The organism is Candidatus Blochmanniella camponoti (assembly GCF_023585825.1).
In the GTDB taxonomy this organism is placed as follows: Bacteria; Pseudomonadota; Gammaproteobacteria; order Enterobacterales; family Enterobacteriaceae; genus Blochmanniella; species Blochmanniella camponoti.
This window is the reverse complement of the sequence record NZ_CP097751.1, coordinates 135,904-156,036: the sequence shown is the minus strand read 5'-3', so window position 1 is coordinate 156,036 and position 20,133 is coordinate 135,904. Positions and strand designations below refer to the sequence as shown.

Genomic DNA, 20,133 nt, shown 5'->3' with positions numbered 1-20,133 from the left:
TTTATTATTGTTATTAATAGTCTAATCATAAATATTTACAATATATAATGACATTACATGATACTGATAATGTTTGTTATATTAATCTTTAGTTTGATTTAATTAGGGATGTGAAGTTTTAATATCAGGATGTTTGCAATAAATATAAATAGGATATGATTATGAGAGATGATGTTAATCAATCATTTTATGATGTATTAGAATTTGTGCGTATATTCCGTCGTAAAAATAAACTGCAACGAGAAATTGTTGATAATGAAAAAAAAATTCGTGATAATCAAAAAAGAGTGTTATTGCTGGGTGATTTAAGTGATTATATTAAGTCTGAAACTTCTATAGAAGGGATACAAGTTATTATTGCTAATATGCGTAATGATTATGAAGATCGAGTAGATGAATATATTATAAAAAATGCAGAGTTATCAAAAGAGCGTCGTGAGTTGTCAAAAAAATTAAAAAATTTTAAAGAATCTACAATTGATTAGATTTGATGATTGTTGGTTTTTAAAAATATTTATTTTTCATTACATAGAAAACGCGTGTAATATTTAAATACATAAATAAGTAAGATACTTCATTTTCTAAATAAAGTATCAGAGGTAATGAGTTTATAAAAACAAAAGCATTATTACTTCTTATTTATAAAAATGGAATATGAAATATCATATTTATAATATTATTGTAATTTAATAAAATTAATATAATATGGTGATCGTTAATTTCAAATTATATTTTTGTGATGTATTTAACGTTGATTACAGTATTTGTAAATATTAATTATTTTGATACGGAATGTTATTTTGTGTTTTTTGTTGGGTTTGTGTTACTCTAAGATAGAGTATATTTTAGAATGTTTGTTATTTGTATTATATCCCGCAGATATACATATTTCAATGTTATAAGAAGGATGTAACTTATATTCAATATGAGTTGTTTATGGTATTATAGATCTTATATTTATCATTTTGATAATTATGGTAATAATTAATGATGCATTGTTATTGGAATATGCTAAAGAAACTTTAGAGATCGAAATTAACGAAGCTCAAAGAATGTTAGATAGATTGGACGAAAGCATTGTGTTTGCTTGTCGTATGTTGTTAGATTGCACGGGAAAGGTTGCTGTTTCTGGTATAGGTAAATCCGGTCATATTGGAAAAAAAATTGCTGCTTCTTTAGCTAGCACGGGTACTCCGGCTTTTTTTGTTCATCCTGCAGAAGCTTTGCACGGTGATTTGGGTATGATTGGAACACAAGATGTAGTAATGTTTATTTCTTATTCGGGTCGTGCTTGTGAAATAATAACTTTGATGCCGTTGTTAGCGGATAGCGGTATTCCTGTGATCGCATTTACTGGAGATATTAGCTCTCCTTTAGCTAAAGGAGCTACATGTGTTCTTAATATAAAAATACAAAGAGAAGCCTGCCCTATGGAGCTTTCTCCCACTTCAAGCGCAGTTAATACTTTAATGATGGGTGATGCATTAACAATGGCGCTTATGAGACATAGGGGTTTTAGTTTAGAACAATTTGCTCGATCTCATCCAGGAGGTAGATTAGGAGCTCAATTGCTAAATTGTGTACATCATTTGATGCGTACTGGAGATCAAATTTCGAAAGTTTTTTGGAAAGTTACAGTAATGGATGCTATGTTTGAATTAAGTCGTACTGGTCTTGGGTTAACTGCTGTATGTGATAACTACAATTGTGTTACAGGCGTATTTACTGATGGAGATTTAAGGCGTTGGATAGTACAAGGTAAATCACTTAATGATCCTGTTGATATTGCTATGACTAAGCCTGGATATTGTATTCCGAAAGAATGGCGCGCAAGTATAGCATTACAAGCTTTGCATCAGAGGAAAATTACCGCAGCGCCAGTAGTGGATAAATTAGGAAGATTAGTTGGATCAATTAACATGTATGATTTACATCAAGCTGGGATAGAGTAATTATTTAACTGTATCCGTAATGCGGATACAGTTAAATAATTACAAAAATAAGTCAAAATATTTCCTTAATTTTATTATTTGGCTCCTCTGACTGGGCTCGAACCAGTGACATACGGATTAACAGTCCGCTGTTCTACCAACTGAACTACAGAGGAACCAACACATAATCGTATTATTTTATAGAAATATGAAAAACAATACAAGTACTTAATGATGATCAATGTAGTTAATAAGGCATTATTATATATGAATAATAGTGTTTTTATATAAAAATATATGTAATTTATCTGATGATACGCAGATTGTGTGTTGATTCCTTTTTTCCATATGGACACAACAATGGATTTATATGAATATAATCTATATATAATAGTATTTTAAAGATTGTTATCTTATATGAAAGAATATGTGATATTTTAGAGAATTTTTTTAAATAGGGAGAGATGCCGGAGTGGTTGAACGGAGCGGTTTCGAAAACCGTTTTAAAGAAATAATATCTTTCAAGGGTTCGAATCCCTTTCTCTCCGTCATTTTTGAGAATATAAAATGTTGTATTGTATGATATTTAAATGTCGTAATTATAGCAACAATACGAACAAAATCGTATTTGTTAAGGGTTTTGTGTTTTTGAGTATGATTTTTGTATTATTGGGATTATTGAATAATTAATGATGATGTTTTATAAGTATCAAATGATTGTTGGTGTTAATGTGTATATGTGATTGTTGTCATTGTATTTTAATACATGTAAAGTGGTTTATATTGTGATGTTTTTTAAGATGATGCACTGATAAGTATAATTTAATAATCAATTTTTTATTTTAAAAATATGACAGTATAGTAATGGCATTTTAAAAATACTGAAGATGAGACCATACTGTGGATGTGAGTGTATATGATTATGGCGGTGAGGAAGGGATTCGAACCCTTGATACAAAATTGTATGTATACATGCTTTCCAGGCATGCTCCTTAAGCCACTCGGACACCTCACCATATTAAAAAATAATTATAAAATCTGCTGTGTTTGATTGAAGTCAAATGTAATTAATTAAATTAATTATTAATTGAATGATGTTAATTGTGTGTACGTGTTTTCGTTTAGGTATAAAAAATATTTGTATCTATCGCAAGTTTCCAGTAATTAGTGGGTAGTAGTGAATTCATATTGTTGTTTTATTATGAATCACAGTTTACGTTTCCTATCATGATCATTATTAAGTAAAGATTGAAAAGAATAATATTTGAATTGACAATATAGCCCTAATAACGTAATCAGGCCTATTATACTTAAAATGATCCAAGGTAATTGCATAAAATTTTGTTCCTTCCCAATATCATACAACCACCCACTACCACTATATCCTACAGTACCTCCTAAAGCTAGACTTAATTTACTAAAACCTATGTAACTACTACGTGCTTTATAGTCCGTTAGTAGAGCTCCCAAAGTTTCTCTTGCAGGTTCAGCAATAATAGATCCTATGTAGAATAAGCTAATTAAAATTAATAAAGTATGTAAGTTTTTGACTAATCCAATAGGAAATAAACTAATTATCATAGTTATTAATCCTACCATCAAGCGTGTTTCTAGTTTGAAATATTTTTCACTCCACCAAGTTATAGGCATGATTAATAATAAAGATAAAATTGCTTCTATGATATACATCCATTTGATATATGATAATTGACCGGATACTTCATGAATGCGAATGGGTAACATTAACATTACTTGAGCTGATAAAATATAATAACCAGTTAGAGTGAAGACATAAATTACAAATCGTTGATTATTAAGTACTTTTTTTATTCCTTCTAATAATGAAGCATGGGAACTAGAAATTTTATATGCAGGTAACAGCCAGGCATTAAATACTCCGGCAATAAAAAATAATATTGCTCCGGTAAAACATACTAATTTGAAGTTATATTGCAATAACCATGTACCTAGCACGATCCCGATGATGGCACACATGCTGTCTTCTAGCATTAATACAGAATAAAACCTCCCTAATTCCCATGGACGAACTAATTTAATTACTAGTGCAGTACGTGGCGGATCAAATAACGTGCCACCTAATGCCGATAACACACATGACAGGCATAGTAGCATGGGGGTGTTTGCAACACTCATTATAATAAATCCCAAAGTACGAATGAATAACCCAGATACAATCATAGGTTTAGCTCCTAATTTGTCAGCAAAAGAACCACTAAAAATGCCTAGTCCTTGTTGAATAAATTGCCTTAATCCTAAAGCAAATCCTACTAAGAAAGCGCCCCATCCTAGTTGTTCGACAAAATATATTGAAATCAGTGGAAAAACAACATAAAACCCTATAACTACAAACATGTTATCTATAATTAAAAAACATTTACCCAATCTTCTAGCTTTAGATATTGTATACATGAGTCACCGTTTATGTATTTTCATATACATTATTATTTACTGTATGCACGAAAATTATTTTAAAATAATTATAATTTTTTTAAGTGTAGTGAAAATTAATATGTATCTTCTATTTTCTATGAGGTATTTACATACCAATAATATTGATATTGTTTATAGTTTATTTTTTGTATATGTTATTTTAGGCATAAAATTTTAAAAAATAGGTGTAACTATATTTATTGAAGATCAAAAAATTATGCATATATATGACATATTTATGTATAACCAATTTTTTTTAGAAAAATTAAAGAAGCATTTTAAGTGATCATCTTTTCAAATATGTGAAATAAGAAATATGATTTTTGTCATTGATTATTTTTTTTCATGAGTACTGTGTTTTATATGTATTGGCATGCATATACTATATCAGAGATATGTAATAATTGTAATTATATGTGAACTGTATTAGTATTTTAAATATATGATTTTTAAAAAATTTTTAAATGTTCTTTTGTGGAAATAATTTTAAAATTGTACATAAAACTGGAGCAATTGTTATAAGTTACAAGAAAATAGTGTTTTTGTGTTGTTGTGTTAATACTAAATACTGAAAATTTTTAATATGATGAATCTGTTAAAGTCTTTGACCGCGATAAGTTTTATAACTATTTTATCTCGTATTTTGGGTTTTATTAGAGATACTATCATGGCTCGAATGTTTGGAGTCAGTATTATGACAGATGCATTCTTTATTGCTTTTAAATTACCTAATTTATTAAGACGTATTTTTGCCGAAGGAGCGTTTTATCAAGTTTTTCTTCCTATATTATCAGAATATCAATCTCGGGAAAGTAAAGAAGAAATACGAGTGTTTATTTCTAGAGTATCTGCCTTATTAATAGTTACCGTAACTGTTGTAGTATTCATTGGTTTACTGATAGCACCTTGGATTATTATGGTTATTGCTCCAGGTTTTAATAGTTCTTCAGAAAAATTTATTATGACTATTGAGATGTTTCGAGTGATGCTTCCTTATATTTTATTAGTATCATTGACATCATTAATGGGGGCGATTTTGAATGCTTGTAATTTTTTTTTAGTTCCAGCGTTTACTCCTATTTTTTTAAATATTAGCATGATAAGTTACATGTTATTTATAGGATATTCATATTTTCATATTTCTATTATGGGATTGGCTTGGTCAGTTATTGTAGGGGGAGTATTACAGTGTGTTTATTGTTTGCTATTTTTAAAGAAAATCAATATGTTAGTTATCCCAAAAATGCAACTTTATGATAATAGGGTACATAGAATATGCCGATCTATGGTGCCTGCTGTAATTGCGGTCTCAAGTAGTCAAGTATCATTAATTATTAATACTGTTTTTGCGTCTTTTTTAAGAGACGGTTCTGTTTCTTGGATGTATTATGCTGATAGGTTAATGGAATTACCTATTGGAATTTTTGGTGTGACATTAAGCACTGTTTTAGTGCCATATTTATCTCGTTTTATTTCTAGGAAAAATTATGGAGATTATTTTTATTTAATGAATTGGGGTATGAGATTATGTTTTATATTAAGTTTACCTAGTGCTCTTATTTTGGGTGTTTTGTCTGAACCGTTAGTAATAACATTGTTTAAGTATGGTAAATTTTTAGAATTTGATGTGTTAATGACACAGTATTCTGTAATTGCGTATGCAATAGGTTTGCCTGGGTTAATTTTTACCAAAGTATTAACATCTGGTTTTTATGCTCTCCGTGATATTAAAACTCCAGCGTATATAGTTGTTATTGTACTTTTTTTTACTCAATTTATAAATTTAGTATGCATTAACACATTAAAGCATGTTGTTTTTTCTTTTTCTATCAGTTTGGGTGCATGGCTAAATGCGGGGTTGTTATATTGGAAATTTAAAAAAAAATATTTATTTCAATTGCAATCTGGATGGTTATGTTTTTGTTGCCAATTAATGATTGCTCTTTTTGTAATGTGTATAGTATGTTTGGGATTATTAACGTATGTATCTAGTTGGGATCAAGGAAATATCTTGTATAGATTAATTAGAATGATAGGAGCTTTAATATTGGTTAGCAGTAGTTATGGCATAATGTTATGGTGTGTAGGTGTTCGTTTAAAAGATTTTATTTTTTTAAGTAAAGATTTATATTGATGTAATAAAAGATATATTAATTTTTACATATATCTTACCGTTTTAATTCCCAATAAATTTAATCCCGTTTTCAAAATACGAACAGTAATTAATGCTAATTTTAATCTACTATATTTTATATGTGCATTATGCGCTTTGATAATGGGACAGTTTTCATAAAAGGAGGAAAATAATACGGATAATTTATATAAATAAGAACATAGTATATGAGGAGCTCCTTGATTTGATACCGTAACAATTATTTCTTCAAATTGAAGCAAACAAATTGCTAGCAATATTTCTTCTTCAGTTTCTAATTGAATATTGTTTTTTTTTAATTGAAAATTAGGTTGTTTAGATCTCTTAAAAATAGCAAAAATTCTAGTACATGCATACTGTACATAAGGTGCTGTATTTCCTTCGAAGTTTAACATGTTATTCCAATCAAATATGTAATCCGTAATACGATTTTTTGATAGCTCAGAATATTTAATAGCTCCGATACTAATAATATGCGCTAGTTTATTAATTTCAGTATATTTTAAATTAGGGTTTTTGCTTAATATTAAACAACGAGCGCGTTCTAAAGCTTCATCTAATAATGTTTTTAATTTCAATGTATTGCCAGCTCGTGTTTTAAATGGTTTACTGTCTTTCCCAAGCAGCATGCCACACATATGGTGTTCTAATAACACTGATTTTCCTATATAACCTGCTTTATTAGCAATTTCCCATGCTTGTATTAGATGTTGTTTTTGTCGAGAATCGATATAGTAAATAATTCTATCGGCATGTAGTACCTTGCAACGATATTTTATACAAGCAATATCAGTAGTGCTGTATAAATAAGCTCCGTCTTTTTTTTGAATAATGACTCCAAAAGGAGTACCGTGTTTGTTATGATAATTTTCGAGAAATACGACAGTAGCTCCGTTACTTGTGACGGCTAAGCCTTTATTTTTTAAATCTGACACAATATCAGGCAGCATATCATTGTAAAAACTTTCTCCTATAATGTTGCTTTTTTTTAAGTTGATATTCAATCGTACGTATATGTTCTGATTGTTTAATATGGAAATATCTACTAGATGTTTCCATATTTGACGATAATGTCTATCGCCTTTTTGTAATTTTAGAACATAACTTCGGGCCAATTTAGCAAAATCAGGATCAATATCATATTTTTTTTTAGCTTCTCGGTAAAAATGTTCTAGCGTAGATAATTGTATAGTTTTGTTTAATAAAAACCCAGTTTGTGTATTTTTCTCTATATAGGCGATAAGCATACCGAATTGAGTGCCCCAATCTCCTATGTGGTTGACTCGAATAACATTATGTCCTAAAAAAGATAAGACACGAGCGATACTATCTCCGATAACAGTTGAACGTAAATGCCCAACATGCATTTCTTTTGCAACATTTGGGCCAGAATAGTCAACAACAATAGTTTTTGGCGTAGCTGGAGTAATACCTAAATGAGATGCGGAAAAAATATTATTAATTTGATTGGATATCCATGTTGGATTTAAAAATATATTAATAAATCCTGGTTTTTCAATTTTTATTGTATGAGCAACATCATTTAAATTAATAAACTTTATGAATTTTTTAGCGAATTCTTCCACAGGTATATTTAATTTCTTAGAGATAGCTATTAATCCATTAATTTGATAGTTTCCAAATTTTCTTTTTGTTGATTGTTGTACTTGTATCAGATGAAAAAATGATTCATTTGTAATTGCAAGTAAAGCTCGATGAATTTTTTTTAGTAAAAATTTTTGAATATTCATATAAGTGGTTTAAACATATATATATATTTCTATATTAGCAATATAATTGATTTTTTTGATATATAGCAAAACTATATTTTGTAATTGTATAAATATTTTAAAGTTATTTTTCATTTTTCCGATATATTCGTGTTATGTTTATAACACTTAGATTGTTGAATTATTATTGATAATTATGTAATGTTCTTATGTGATTTTTTTTGCAAAATAAATAGTATCAATTATATGTGAAATAAAATATATTTTATTTCACATATAATTGAAGATTTAATTCTATTTGTAATAAAAATATCATAAATAAAAACCATATACAAGGATACATATGTATCCTTGTATATGGTTTTGTTATGCATTATTTATTTTAAATGATTAAGTGTTGTAATTTTATTTAAATAAATATAAGTTAAATTTAAGTTACGGTTAATTTAAACAAATTTTAGTGTAGTGTAGAAAAAGGTTCTATAATGTTTTTGTCAGATTATTACATCATGGTGGAAATAGTTTTATTTTTATGAATTGTTGAAAACAAAAGCGTATGTATTTTTTAAGTTATGATATACATGTGTTTAATTGATATATAATTTTCTATAAAATAGATATTATCCAATTCGATATTCATGATTAGAGGTATTCGTATGCGTACTGCATATTGCGGTCAATTGAATTTATCCCATGTAGGTTTAGAAGTTACATTATGCGGTTGGATTAATAAATATCGTAATTTTGGTGGGTTAATTTTTATTGATTTGCGTGATAGAGAAGGATGTATACAGGTTTGTTTTGATGTGGATCAAAACAAAGAAGTGTGTATATCTGCTACTAAACTGAAACAAGAATTTTGTATACAGTTAATAGGTATGGTGCGTGCACGCCCTAAAAATCAAATTAATAGCAATATATCTACCGGTGCTATTGAAGTAGTAGCGAAAAAATTTTCTATTCTTAATATTTCTGATCCATTACCATTGGATATCAGTAAAAATAATATTGAAGAAAATAGATTAAAATATCGTTATCTTGACTTAAGACGTTCTATTATGTTTTATCGAATAAAAACTCGATCGCGTATTATGTCAATTGTTCATCGTTTTATGGAATTAGAGGGATTTTTGAATATTGAAACACCGATGTTAACAAAAGTGACTCCAGAAGGTTCTCGTGATTATATTGTTCCTAGTAGATTACACACGGGTAAAAATTATGCTTTACCTCAATCACCTCAAATATTTAAACAATTGTTAATGATTTCTGGTTTTGACAGATATTATCAAATTACTAAATGTTTTCGGGACGAAGATTCACGTGCAGATCGTCAGCCAGAGTTTACTCAAATAGATATTGAAACTTCTTTTATGACAACCCAAAAAATACGAGAACTTATGGAAATTTTTATTCGTATTATTTGGCGTGAAATTTTAAACGTAGAACTGGGAGTATTTTCGCAGTTTACATATTCTGAAGTAATGCAACGTTTTGGGTCTGATGCTCCAGATTTGAGAAATCCAATAGAAATGCTTGATGTATCATATTTATTTAAGTCAACACAGAATAGGTTGTCATTTATTAGAGAAAATAATACTGATGTGCAGGCAATAGCTATGAAGGTACCTAATGGTAGGCAACTGACACAAAGAAAGATCGATGAGTATATTTATTGTGCTACTAAACAATGCGGTTTGAAGGAATTAATGTGGGGTAAGGTTCAATTTAGTGATAATGATATTACTAAAAAAGAGGTTCAAGGATCAGTCACTAATTTTATAGATAATTTAACTTTAGATATTATTTTAAATAAAACCAATATTAAAAGTAATGATATTTTGTTTGTTGGGTTTAATGATAATAAAAACCAATCTATCACAAAAATGTTAAGTTCTTTAAGATTAAAATTAGGTAATGATCTTTGTTTAATTAAGAAAGATTCTTGGGCTCCGCTATGGATAATAGATTTTCCGATGTTTAAAAAGAATAGTCATGGAGAATATGTATCTATGCATCATATGTTTACTTCTCCAAAAAATTGTGATGTTCAAATGTTAAAGAAAGATCCGTTATTAGTAACTTCAGAAGCTTATGATATGGTGATTAATGGTTGCGAGATTGGTAGTGGATCAGCGCGTATCCATTCATTTGATATACAACAAGCGGTATTTAACATTTTAGGTATTACTAAAAATGATCAGAAAAAAAAATTTGGGTATTTCATGGATGCATTAAAATATGGAGCGCCTCCACATGCTGGTTTAGCATTTGGATTGGATCGGATAGCTATGTTACTAACTGGTTCTAAGAGTATTCGGGAGGTGATTGCGTTTCCTAAAACTACGGCATTAGTGGATATAATGGCTGATGCGCCTGATTAATTTATATCATCAAGTAGAAGCGTTTAATATTGTAGTATTTATATGGGTAGATTTGTTTTGTATTAGAAAAAATATTTAAGGAGGTTATTGTAGATATTTTAAAACATAAAAGTAATTTATATAAATTACTATATATAATTATATATCACAAGGTACATAAGTAATGTGATTGTTTTATTGAGAGACAGCGTTAAAATTAAAGTCATTTGTATTATTATTCTGTAATAATTTCTTTTAATTTTGGTCAGAATGATTCTCTTTTTGTTGAGAGATCGTAATATAGGCTATTAATTAGTGCGTAGTATTATTGTTAGTTCTATTAAGTTATTATATCGTTATATGTATAAGCATTATTTTGTAATGGTATTTGTGTTTTTGTTAATGATTGTGATTATAATGGTTTGCGAAGTTTTTATTTCATGCACGTTGAATAAAAATAAAAAAAATTCTAGCAAAGCACCTCTTATTAGGAACCATGAGTTTCATCAATTTGAAATTATGAAAAATGGAAAATTTTTCAATAGTGTGATGGTTCGTTCTAATGTTTTGAAGAAACATTGGTATTTTAATAAATCATCAAGAGAAATAAACATGTATAACTATACAGTATCTCAGAATGAGACACTGAGTGAGATTTTAATAAAATATAGTAACAATGGTATCGATGCTTCTGAAATTACTCTTTTACTACAACAGTATCCAGTATTAAGACAGATAAAAATGGGGCAAATACTTTCTTGGATAATAATTACAAAAAAAAAATTACAATGTTTAGTTTGGGATATTTTTCCGCAGGAAATTCGTGTCTACAATCGTATGGATACTAGTTTTACAGAAGGAATTATTAGATTTTTAAATCAATTAAATGATGGGTTGTCTTCTTCAATTTTATTTATAGGTAAATTAAGTGGAACATTTATTGATAGCGCTCGTTCTTTAGGTATAGAGGAAAATTGTATTATGGATATAACTAATGCATTACAATATCAATTAGATTTTCACAAACTACATCAGGGAGATAGATTTTCTGCGTTAATATCAATAATGATGAATGATGATCATAGTATTAAAAGTAAATTACTTGGAGCGAGATTGTGTACTGCTGGTAAAGACTACTATGTATTTCGTGCAAATAACGGTAAATTGTATGATTGTGAAGCTATGAGATTAGGGGGTAATTTTATACGATTTCCTACATTAAAACCATTTCGTGTGTCTTCTAATTTTAATTTAAATAGATTAAATCCTGTGACTGGTCAAGTATCTCCCCATTCTGGAGTTGATTTTGCCGTTCCAATAGGTACTCCTGTTGTATCTGTAGGAGATGGAGAAGTTATCGTCAGTGCATATAGTAAAATTGCTGGTAATTATGTGGCAATTAGGCACAATTGTCATTGTACAACTCGATATATGCATTTAAAAAAGTTATTAGTTAAACCTGGACAAAGAGTTAAATTAGGTGACAACATAGCGCTATCTGGAAATACAGGTCGATCGACAGGGCCTCATTTACATTTTGAAATATGGATCAATCATCGCCCCGTAAACCCATTGACTACTACATTATTAAATGTTGAGAAGTTATTGGGACATGAACGTACGATATATTTAAATCAAGTAAAAGAAATTCTTCCTCAACTACGTTTTGATTAGATGTATTTAATTTTATAATTTTTTAGCAATATAGTTTTTATTTAGTTTTTTTAAGATAGCTTATGCGCACGCATGCGGGTTTTGTTTTTAAGTAATATTACATATTATATGTGTATCGATATCATTAATTTTTCATTTAATTGCAAAAATATTTCAATTAATGATAATTATTTTACTTGTAAAATGTGACTAATATTAATCACATCACATTTATTGTATATATCATTTTGTATCACAACTACTAATTCACCAGATAGAAGAAGTCCTTTGTCACGTAGTAAATTACTAGCATATTTGGCATCTATCACGTTATTCCCTGTTTTATTAAAATAAATAGGGATAACTCCTTTGTAAAGAGTAACTATATTTAAGATATGTTTGTGTTGGGATAGCGCAAAAATAGGCAATTTTGAATTGATACGCGACATTAATAACGTAGTACTTTCAAATTCAGTCAAAACAATAACAGCACTTACTCCTGTTAGGTGATTGGCAGTGTACATTGCCGATATAGCGATAGCTTCTTCTATATCATCAAATTTTTTTTTTTGGTTGATGTCTGATAAAAAATTGATGTTTGAAATTTTTTCGGCACCTAAGCATACATTAGCCATAGCTGCTACAGTTTCAGATGGATACTGACCTGTAGCAGTTTCAGCGGATAACATAACTGCGTCAGTACCATCCAATACTGCATTAGCTACGTCCATTACTTCTGCACGAGTAGGCATAGAATTATGAACCATAGATTCCATCATTTGAGTTGCGGTAATGACTGCACGATTAAGAGCGCGTGCTCTTTGTATTATTTTTTTTTGCACACCCACTAGTTCTGGTTCTCCAATTTCTACTCCTAAATCTCCTCGGGCTACCATGACTGCGTCTGATGCGTGAATGATATCATCTATTGTTTCGTCAGATGCAACTACTTCTGCGCGTTCTATTTTAGAAATAATTTTTGCATGACTACCAGCATCGACAATTAATTTTCGTGCACAATTTAAATCTATACTGCTACGGGGAAATGATATTGCTAGATAGTCAACTCCAATTTGAGCCGCGGTGATAATATCAATTTTGTCCTTGTTTGTTAAGACTTTCGCTGAAAGCCCTCCTCCTAATTTGTTTAAGCCTTTATTGTTGTATAACATACCTCCAATAATTACTTTAGTATATATTTTAGTATTATGGATTGTTATAACTTTTAATTGAATTCTCCCATCATCTAATAGAAGTAAATCTTCTGGGTGTACGTCTTGTGCGAGTTCTTCATAATCAACACCTACGCATTTGTGATTACCTTTATTATTGTTCGTCATCATGGCATCAATTAAAAAGTTATCTCCAGATTTTAAATATATTTTGTTTCCTTGAAAAGTAGAGATACGGATTTTAGGGCCTTGTAAATCTCCAAGAATAGCAATATATGTACTTAGTTTGGAAGCGATTTTGCGTACTTTTTCTGCTCGGACAAAGTGTTCTTGTGTTTTACCATGAGAAAAATTTAGTCGTACGATATTTGCTCCTGAGATAATTATTTTTTCAAGATTGTTACCTTTATCTGTAGCAGGACCTAAAGTAGCGATAATTTTAGTTCTTCTCAATTGTTGAGACATAATAGTTCCTTATACAACTTAAATTTAAATAACCAATATTAAAGAATGGTGATCATTAATTATGTTATTAATGTATTATAATTTATGTATATTTTATATTAAATTTTAATATACTATATGATAGTATATATATTCTATATATAATATTTGTTCTCGATATTTATAAAATAATTATTAAATTTTTTGGAAATATTTAGTTACATTAATGTAATAGCATCTAAGATTATAAATCTTAATGATAATCTATCGATTAAATAAACACATAGATAATTACAATTGTAGTGGATAGAATTTTTAATATAAAATAAACTATTCAATTATGAATAAACTTATGATACGTTAATTCAGTTATTATAAAATATGTATTATTGTATATTTTATAATATTTAGGCATATAAATTTTTTTTTGGATATGTAGTTTGATGATATATCTTTAAAAGTATAAAACTGTGTTAAAAACATTGTTAAAATATAAAGACAATTAATATCAATATTATAAATGATGCCTAATTTTTTACGGGTTATTACTTTTATAAACCCAAATTTAATTAAGCTACTTATCATTGTATTTTGATTAAATATAACAAGTTTGTACTTGTTATATAACCTACCTATATATGATGAATATTAAAAACTTATATTCATTTAACATATCAGAGAATAAATATGAGATCAACATCTATCACTCAAGCATGTAATTTAATTATTTTTGGAGCGAAAGGTGATTTGGCACGCAGAAAACTGTTTCCATCATTATATCAATTAGAAAAAATAGGTGCTATTCATCCTGACACACGTATTATAGGAGTAGGCCGTGCAGAATGGAGTCTTGTTATGTATATCGAAGTCGTATATGTTGCTTTAAAAACATTTATGCCAGATCCCATTGATGAATCGCTATGGCATGTATTTAGAGCGCGACTTGATTTTTGTAATTTAGATGTATATCAAACTGAACGATTCGTTTTGTTGTTAGATAAGTTAAAGAGTATAGATATAGAGACAGTAAATTATCTTGCTATGCCTCCTGATACGTTTGGTGCTATATGTAAAGGGTTAAGCACTATTGGGTTAAATAAAAAATCAAATCGTGTAGTTATAGAAAAACCGTTGGGTACTAATTTAGCTTCTGCTCGTATTATTAATGCGCAGATATCAGAATATTTTGAGGAAAAGCAAATTTATCGCATTGATCATTATTTAGGAAAAGAAACAGTTTTGAACTTATTGGCATTGCGTTTTGCAAATTATTTATTTTCTTCAAATTGGGATAATAATACTATTGATCACGTGCAGATCACTGTGGCGGAAGAAGTAGGTATTGAAGGTCGTTGGAAATATTTTGATTCGGTAGGGCAAATGCGTGATATGATACAAAGTCATTTATTACAAATTTTGACTATTATAGCTATGTCGCCCCCAACTAATTTAAGTGCTGACTGTATTCGAGATGAAAAAGTTAAAGTGCTTCATTCGTTGAGGAAAATTAATTGTAATAATGTACATGATGTTACGGTGCGTGGACAATATACGTCTGGTTTTATTCAAGGGAAACCAGTGCCTGGTTATTTAGAAGAAGAAGGGGCTAATAAAAGCAGCAATACTGAAACATTTGTATCTATTTGTGTCAACATAGATGATTGGCGTTGGACTGGTGTTCCATTTTATCTACGTACTGGGAAAAGGTTGCCAATCAAATGTTCTGAAATTGTAATTTTTTTTAAAAAACCAATGATTAATTTATTTTCTGATTCATATAAAGACTTGCCTAACAATAAGTTGACTATTCGACTACAGCCAGATGAAGGGATAGATGTTCAAATTTTGAATAAAGTACCCGGATTAGGCCATAAACATCGATTACATACTACCAAATTAAATTTAAGTTTTTATAAAGATTTTTGTCCAGAACACGTAGTTGATGCACATGAACGATTATTGTTAGAGACCATGCGCGGTATCCAAGCATTATTTGTTCGTTGTGATGAAATAGAAGGTGCTTGGAAATGGGTTGATTCTATTGTGCAAGCTTGGGAATTGGAAAATAACGCTCCTAAGCTTTATAAAGCAGGTACTTGGGGCCCTACAGATTCTGTGACTATGATAGCTAAAGATGGTCGTTTTTGGAATGAATATAAATTTTATACGTAATGATTTTATCTATTATAGTGATCATTAATGTGTTTATTCTAATTAATAGAAGTTTAAAATTTTTTTATTTTTAAAAAAGACATTTGTAACAATTGGATGTTCTTAATTGTTTAAAAACATTAATATAGAAGTGTTTTGTTGTATATAAAAGATTCTTTAAAAATTGAAATTATTTATATCATTAGATATTGTTTAAATATTTAGGTATCTTTAGTAAAGGGGAAGATGGTTTTTATGATGCGTATTATATTGTTTTTAATTACTAATTTATCAGTAATGATATTATTTGGTAGTATATTGAGCTTACTGGGATGTTGGTCCTCTACTACATTTGAATTAATGAGAATGGCTGGAATATTTGGTTTCGGAGGAGCGTTTATTTCGCTATTATTATCTAAATCTATAGCGTTATCTGCAGTTAATGGCTTAATTATTAGTCAAGCATCTAATAATGTAGAACATTTATTGTTGAAAATAATACATGTTCAGGCTAAGAAATTAGATATTGTTGCGCCACAGTTGGCTATTTACGATTCTATAGATATGAATGCTTTTGCTACGGGAGCAAGAAGGAATGCGGCATTAATAGCTGTTAGTACTGGTCTCTTGAAAAATATGAATCAAGAATCAATTGAGGCTGTTGTTGCTCATGAAATGAACCATATCGCTTCTGGCGATATGGTTACTATGACTCTTATTCAAGGTATAATTAATACTTTTGTGATCTTTGTATCGCGTAGTCTTGCCGCGATGATCTTTTATTGGACTTCGTTTATAAGTGACCAAAATGATGAGCAGCTTGATATCCATAGTACTAATCATTGTGATATAAATAATTCTATAGTGTATATTATTGTATCAACGATTTTAGAAGTTGTGTTCGGTATGTTTGCTAGTATCATCGTGTTTTGGTTTTCTCGTCATCGGGAATTTTATGCGGATGCTGGTGCCGCTAAATTAGTAGGATGCAGAAATGTTATTGCTGCTCTACAAGAATTAAAACATAGTCATGTACTTAACACGTCTAATAGTATTACTACTTTTTATATTAATAGTGTAAAAAAAAGTATATTAAGTAATTTATTCGCATCCCATCCATCTTTAGATAAGCGGATAGAAGCATTACAACATGGTACTTATTTGAATAAGTCGTCTTTTTTTTTAAATAAGTAACTTTGATTAAAGATGAAAATGATTGTTTTTATGGGTTTATGCAAAGGGTTATGTGTCGTGTGATTTACAAAGTAAAAAATAAATGCTATCTTACCCGTAGCATTTAGTGTGAGTGTAACGTTTTTATAGAAATTTTTATTTTAATTTAATTATGTTCTAAAATAACGAAAAAATTTGTTTTGTTTTTAGGTTTTATATGATAGAAATAGTAATGTAGAGTAGTTCTTTATTTATATGTAAAATCTTTTAGACATTATTATTAATTGAATAAATTGGTTTACATAGTGAGTGCGTTGAATTGCTCATTATTTCAGTATGTTTTTTGCATTATTTTTGTAAGTGATGATAGTGAAAATATGAATGAAAGATTTTTATATATTATTAGTAGGATCGCTAATCCTATGATTAAGCGATCAAATGTCAGGTAAACCGAGATATGCTTCCGTATATGAGTAATATTTTGATAACTTCAGTAAAGAAGTGTTATGTATGAATAATATAATTTCCTCTTATTTGAATGTTTCACGAGAATAATAACTCTGGTTTGTCTTTTAATCGCTGTTACGGCAAATGTAAACACTCTAAAGGAAATACGTAAGATGGCAAAAATTAAAGGTCAAGTAAAATGGTTTAATGAATCTAAAGGTTTTGGTTTTATTACACCGTCAGATGGTAGTAAAGATGTATTTGTACATTTTTCTGCCATTCAAGGAAATGGATTTAAGACTTTGTCTGAAGGTCAAAGCGTAGAATTTGAAATTCAAGATGGACACAAAGGTCCATCTGCTGTAAACGTGACGGCTTTATGATATATGATGATTAAATATATGTGTATTTATATAAAATAAGGGTATTTTGAGAACAAACAGCGAGTATCATAGTACAAATTTACTGTTGATGTGAAATACATAGTACTTTTTTAAAGTTTAAAAATGTGTACAGGTATATAAGATAAGATGTAGTACTAATGTGTTAATTTAGTAATTTTGGTAAAGATCTTAAAATAATGGATGATGGTTACTGCTGTGATAGTGTGTTAGAGCTACAAAAAAATAAGAGAACCTAAGAAGTAAAAGTATTACTTAATATTAATAAAAGGTTCTCTTATTTTTTTGTAGCTCTAACTTTCTTGTTTTACAGACCTAAAAATCCTGTCCAATATCCAACAATTCCGATCCCAAAAAATCCTATAATAATCCATAGTGCATTTACTTTTTTATTTAGTAACCACATGCAAGCAAATGTTAATAATAAAGGAACGAATCCAGGCATGAGCTGATCTAAAATATTTTGTACAGTTGTGATTACTGTATTTCCGTCATTATCAGTAATTTTAGAAAGCACACATGGTATGTTTACATGTGTCCATTTGTTAACTAATGCTCCCATAACAAATAAACCTAAAATTGAAGAACCTTCTGTCAATTTTTGTAAAACCCCTCCTTCCATATCATTAACAATGCTGATTCCTTTTTTATAACCATACGTAATGCCATAATAACGAGTAGCTAGTCTAGTTGTGTTGAACAAAATAAAAAATAGACACGGACCTAGTAAATTCCCCCCTATCGCGATTCCTGCTCCTAAGGCAGCAAATACTGGTCTAGCAGTTCCCCAAAATATCGGATCACCTACTCCAGCCAAAGGGCCCATTAGTCCTACTTTTAAACCATTGATAGAAGCATTATCTATAGTAGTAGCACCATTAGCTTTTTGTTCCTCCATGGCCATAGTAACTCCTAATATAGGTGCAGCGACATATGGGTGTGTGTTAAAAAATTCTAAATGGCGTTTAATTGCTTCTTTTTGATCTTTGCTATTTTTTGGGTATAAACGTCGGATTACTGGAATCATAGAAAAACAAAATCCTAATGCTTGCATACGTTCAAAATTCCAAGATCCTTGAAAAATATTAGAACGAATAAAAACTGCACGTATATCATTTTTCTTTAATTTTATTGTTTTTGTTTTAGTGTAGATTTTGTGAGGATTATTAATCATTATGATTACCTATTAATCTAGTCTTATTAATCTAGTTCATCATCAAGTTTACTTGCGGATTGAACAGTTGAGTTAGAAAGATTTTGATCTTTAATTTGATTATAACGTGGAGACAATTGAATGTACAGGATGGCCATAATTATACCAATGATACCCAATGCGACTAAATTGAAATCGGTAAAGGCTGTAATAACAAATCCTAAATAAAAAAACGGCATTAAATATCCGGTGCGCATCATATTTATAACCATAGCATAACCAACTACAACAATAATACCTCCAGCAACATTTAAACCGTTAGTTATCACTTCTGGAATAGCATGGAGCATAGAATGCACTGTTTCAGTTCCAACGGAAACTCCAACAATAGTCGCTGGAATTGAAACTCGCATAGCTTGTAACATGAGAGCTGTAATATGAATCCAACTTAAAATTCTTATGTTACAGCGTTCAGCTGCTTTATCAGCGGCGTGTTGAAATGCTACAGTAATAGTGCGCACAATAATGGTTAATACTTGTCCGGTAGCAGCTAATGGAATTGCTAAAGCGATTCCTGCTCCAATAGATTGTTGCCCTATAATGACTAAAATAGTGGAGATAATTGAAGCTAAAGCAGTATCGGGTGCTACAGCAGCTCCTATATTCATCCATCCCAGTGCTATCATTTCTAGTGTGCCTCCAATAATGATTCCAGTTTTTATATCTCCTAAAATTAATCCAGTTAGTGTACATGCTATCAACGGTCTGTGGCACTGAAATTCGTCAAGTATTGAGCCCATTCCGATAACACAAGATGTAATAAACAATAAAATAATTTGAAGTGTGTTAATTTCCATTTCATTTCCTGAATATATGAAAATAAAATATAGTGTTTACATGAATTTATTAAAT

The 20,133-nt window shown here is 29.4% G+C and carries 13 protein-coding genes and 3 tRNA genes; 9 read left to right on the top strand and 7 right to left on the bottom strand.

Features of this window, described 5'->3' with window-relative positions; translation table 11 throughout:
- Nucleotides 1–161 precede the first annotated feature (161 nt).
- Nucleotides 162–485 (top strand): PTS system regulator TmaR, encoded by a 324-nt coding sequence (gene tmaR, locus M9394_RS00650; RefSeq protein WP_011283001.1) that lies wholly within the window; start codon nucleotides 162–164, stop codon nucleotides 483–485.
- Nucleotides 486–974: 489 nt separating this feature from the next.
- Complete coding sequence (gene gutQ / locus M9394_RS00645) at nucleotides 975–1,952, top strand: arabinose-5-phosphate isomerase GutQ (RefSeq protein ID WP_250250093.1); 978 nt, start codon at nucleotides 975–977, stop codon at nucleotides 1,950–1,952.
- Between the two features lie 79 nt (nucleotides 1,953–2,031).
- On the opposite strand, the gene M9394_RS00640 is transcribed toward gutQ, so the two are convergent.
- Nucleotides 2,032–2,107: transfer RNA gene (locus M9394_RS00640), tRNA-Asn, on the bottom strand.
- A gap of 282 nt (nucleotides 2,108–2,389) precedes the next feature.
- Here M9394_RS00640 and M9394_RS00635 point away from each other — a divergent pair.
- Nucleotides 2,390–2,479, top strand: a tRNA-Ser gene (locus M9394_RS00635).
- Nucleotides 2,480–2,854: 375 nt separating this feature from the next.
- On the opposite strand, the gene M9394_RS00630 is transcribed toward M9394_RS00635, so the two are convergent.
- Together M9394_RS00630 and mdtH are read right to left on the bottom strand one after the other, a co-directional pair.
- Nucleotides 2,855–2,946, bottom strand: a tRNA-Ser gene (locus tag M9394_RS00630).
- 191 nt (nucleotides 2,947–3,137) lie between these two features.
- Nucleotides 3,138–4,361, bottom strand: coding sequence for a multidrug efflux MFS transporter MdtH (gene mdtH / locus M9394_RS00625; RefSeq protein ID WP_250247340.1), 1,224 nt, complete (start codon nucleotides 4,359–4,361; stop codon nucleotides 3,138–3,140).
- A gap of 607 nt (nucleotides 4,362–4,968) precedes the next feature.
- On the opposite strand from mdtH, the gene murJ reads away from it, so the two are divergent.
- The gene (gene murJ / locus M9394_RS00620; RefSeq protein WP_250248216.1) at nucleotides 4,969–6,516 is read left to right on the top strand and encodes a murein biosynthesis integral membrane protein MurJ; all 1,548 of its coding nucleotides are present in this window, start codon (nucleotides 4,969–4,971) and stop codon (nucleotides 6,514–6,516) included.
- Between the two features lie 23 nt (nucleotides 6,517–6,539).
- Here the strand turns inward: murJ and argS are convergent, their stop codons facing one another.
- Nucleotides 6,540–8,285 carry an arginine--tRNA ligase gene (gene argS, locus M9394_RS00615; protein WP_250250091.1) on the bottom strand — a complete coding sequence of 582 codons (1,746 nt, stop codon included), beginning with the start codon at nucleotides 8,283–8,285 and terminating at the stop codon, nucleotides 6,540–6,542.
- Nucleotides 8,286–8,920: 635 nt separating this feature from the next.
- On the opposite strand from argS, the gene aspS reads away from it, so the two are divergent.
- Together aspS and mepM are read left to right on the top strand one after the other, a co-directional pair.
- On the top strand, nucleotides 8,921–10,648 hold the full coding sequence (gene aspS / locus M9394_RS00610; RefSeq protein WP_250250089.1) for an aspartate--tRNA ligase: 1,728 nt from the start codon (nucleotides 8,921–8,923) through the stop codon (nucleotides 10,646–10,648).
- 339 nt (nucleotides 10,649–10,987) lie between these two features.
- On the top strand, nucleotides 10,988–12,301 hold the full coding sequence (gene mepM, locus M9394_RS00605; protein WP_250247343.1) for a murein DD-endopeptidase MepM: 1,314 nt from the start codon (nucleotides 10,988–10,990) through the stop codon (nucleotides 12,299–12,301).
- Between the two features lie 167 nt (nucleotides 12,302–12,468).
- Here mepM and pyk read toward each other — a convergent pair whose 3' ends face one another.
- Nucleotides 12,469–13,917 carry a pyruvate kinase gene (gene pyk, locus M9394_RS00600; RefSeq protein WP_250248026.1) on the bottom strand — a complete coding sequence of 483 codons (1,449 nt, stop codon included), beginning with the start codon at nucleotides 13,915–13,917 and terminating at the stop codon, nucleotides 12,469–12,471.
- A 666-nt stretch (nucleotides 13,918–14,583) separates the two neighbouring features.
- On the opposite strand from pyk, the gene zwf reads away from it, so the two are divergent.
- The 3 genes from zwf (at nucleotide 14,584) to cspE (ending at nucleotide 18,050) form a co-directional block, all read left to right on the top strand.
- Nucleotides 14,584–16,068 (top strand): glucose-6-phosphate dehydrogenase, encoded by a 1,485-nt coding sequence (gene zwf, locus M9394_RS00595; protein WP_250247345.1) that lies wholly within the window; start codon nucleotides 14,584–14,586, stop codon nucleotides 16,066–16,068.
- Nucleotides 16,069–16,302: 234 nt separating this feature from the next.
- Nucleotides 16,303–17,241 (top strand): protease HtpX, encoded by a 939-nt coding sequence (htpX, locus tag M9394_RS00590; RefSeq protein WP_250248025.1) that lies wholly within the window; start codon nucleotides 16,303–16,305, stop codon nucleotides 17,239–17,241.
- Nucleotides 17,242–17,840: 599 nt separating this feature from the next.
- Nucleotides 17,841–18,050 (top strand): transcription antiterminator/RNA stability regulator CspE, encoded by a 210-nt coding sequence (cspE, locus tag M9394_RS00585; RefSeq protein ID WP_011282991.1) that lies wholly within the window; start codon nucleotides 17,841–17,843, stop codon nucleotides 18,048–18,050.
- Nucleotides 18,051–18,375: 325 nt separating this feature from the next.
- Here the strand turns inward: cspE and M9394_RS00580 are convergent, their stop codons facing one another.
- Together M9394_RS00580 and M9394_RS00575 are read right to left on the bottom strand one after the other, a co-directional pair.
- A complete protein-coding gene (locus M9394_RS00580) occupies nucleotides 18,376–19,242 on the bottom strand; it encodes a PTS mannose transporter subunit IID (protein ID WP_250247347.1) in 867 nt (288 codons plus the stop codon).
- A gap of 26 nt (nucleotides 19,243–19,268) precedes the next feature.
- The gene (locus M9394_RS00575; protein ID WP_250250088.1) at nucleotides 19,269–20,078 is read right to left on the bottom strand and encodes a PTS mannose/fructose/sorbose transporter subunit IIC; all 810 of its coding nucleotides are present in this window, start codon (nucleotides 20,076–20,078) and stop codon (nucleotides 19,269–19,271) included.
- Nucleotides 20,079–20,133: the final 55 nt, after the last annotated feature.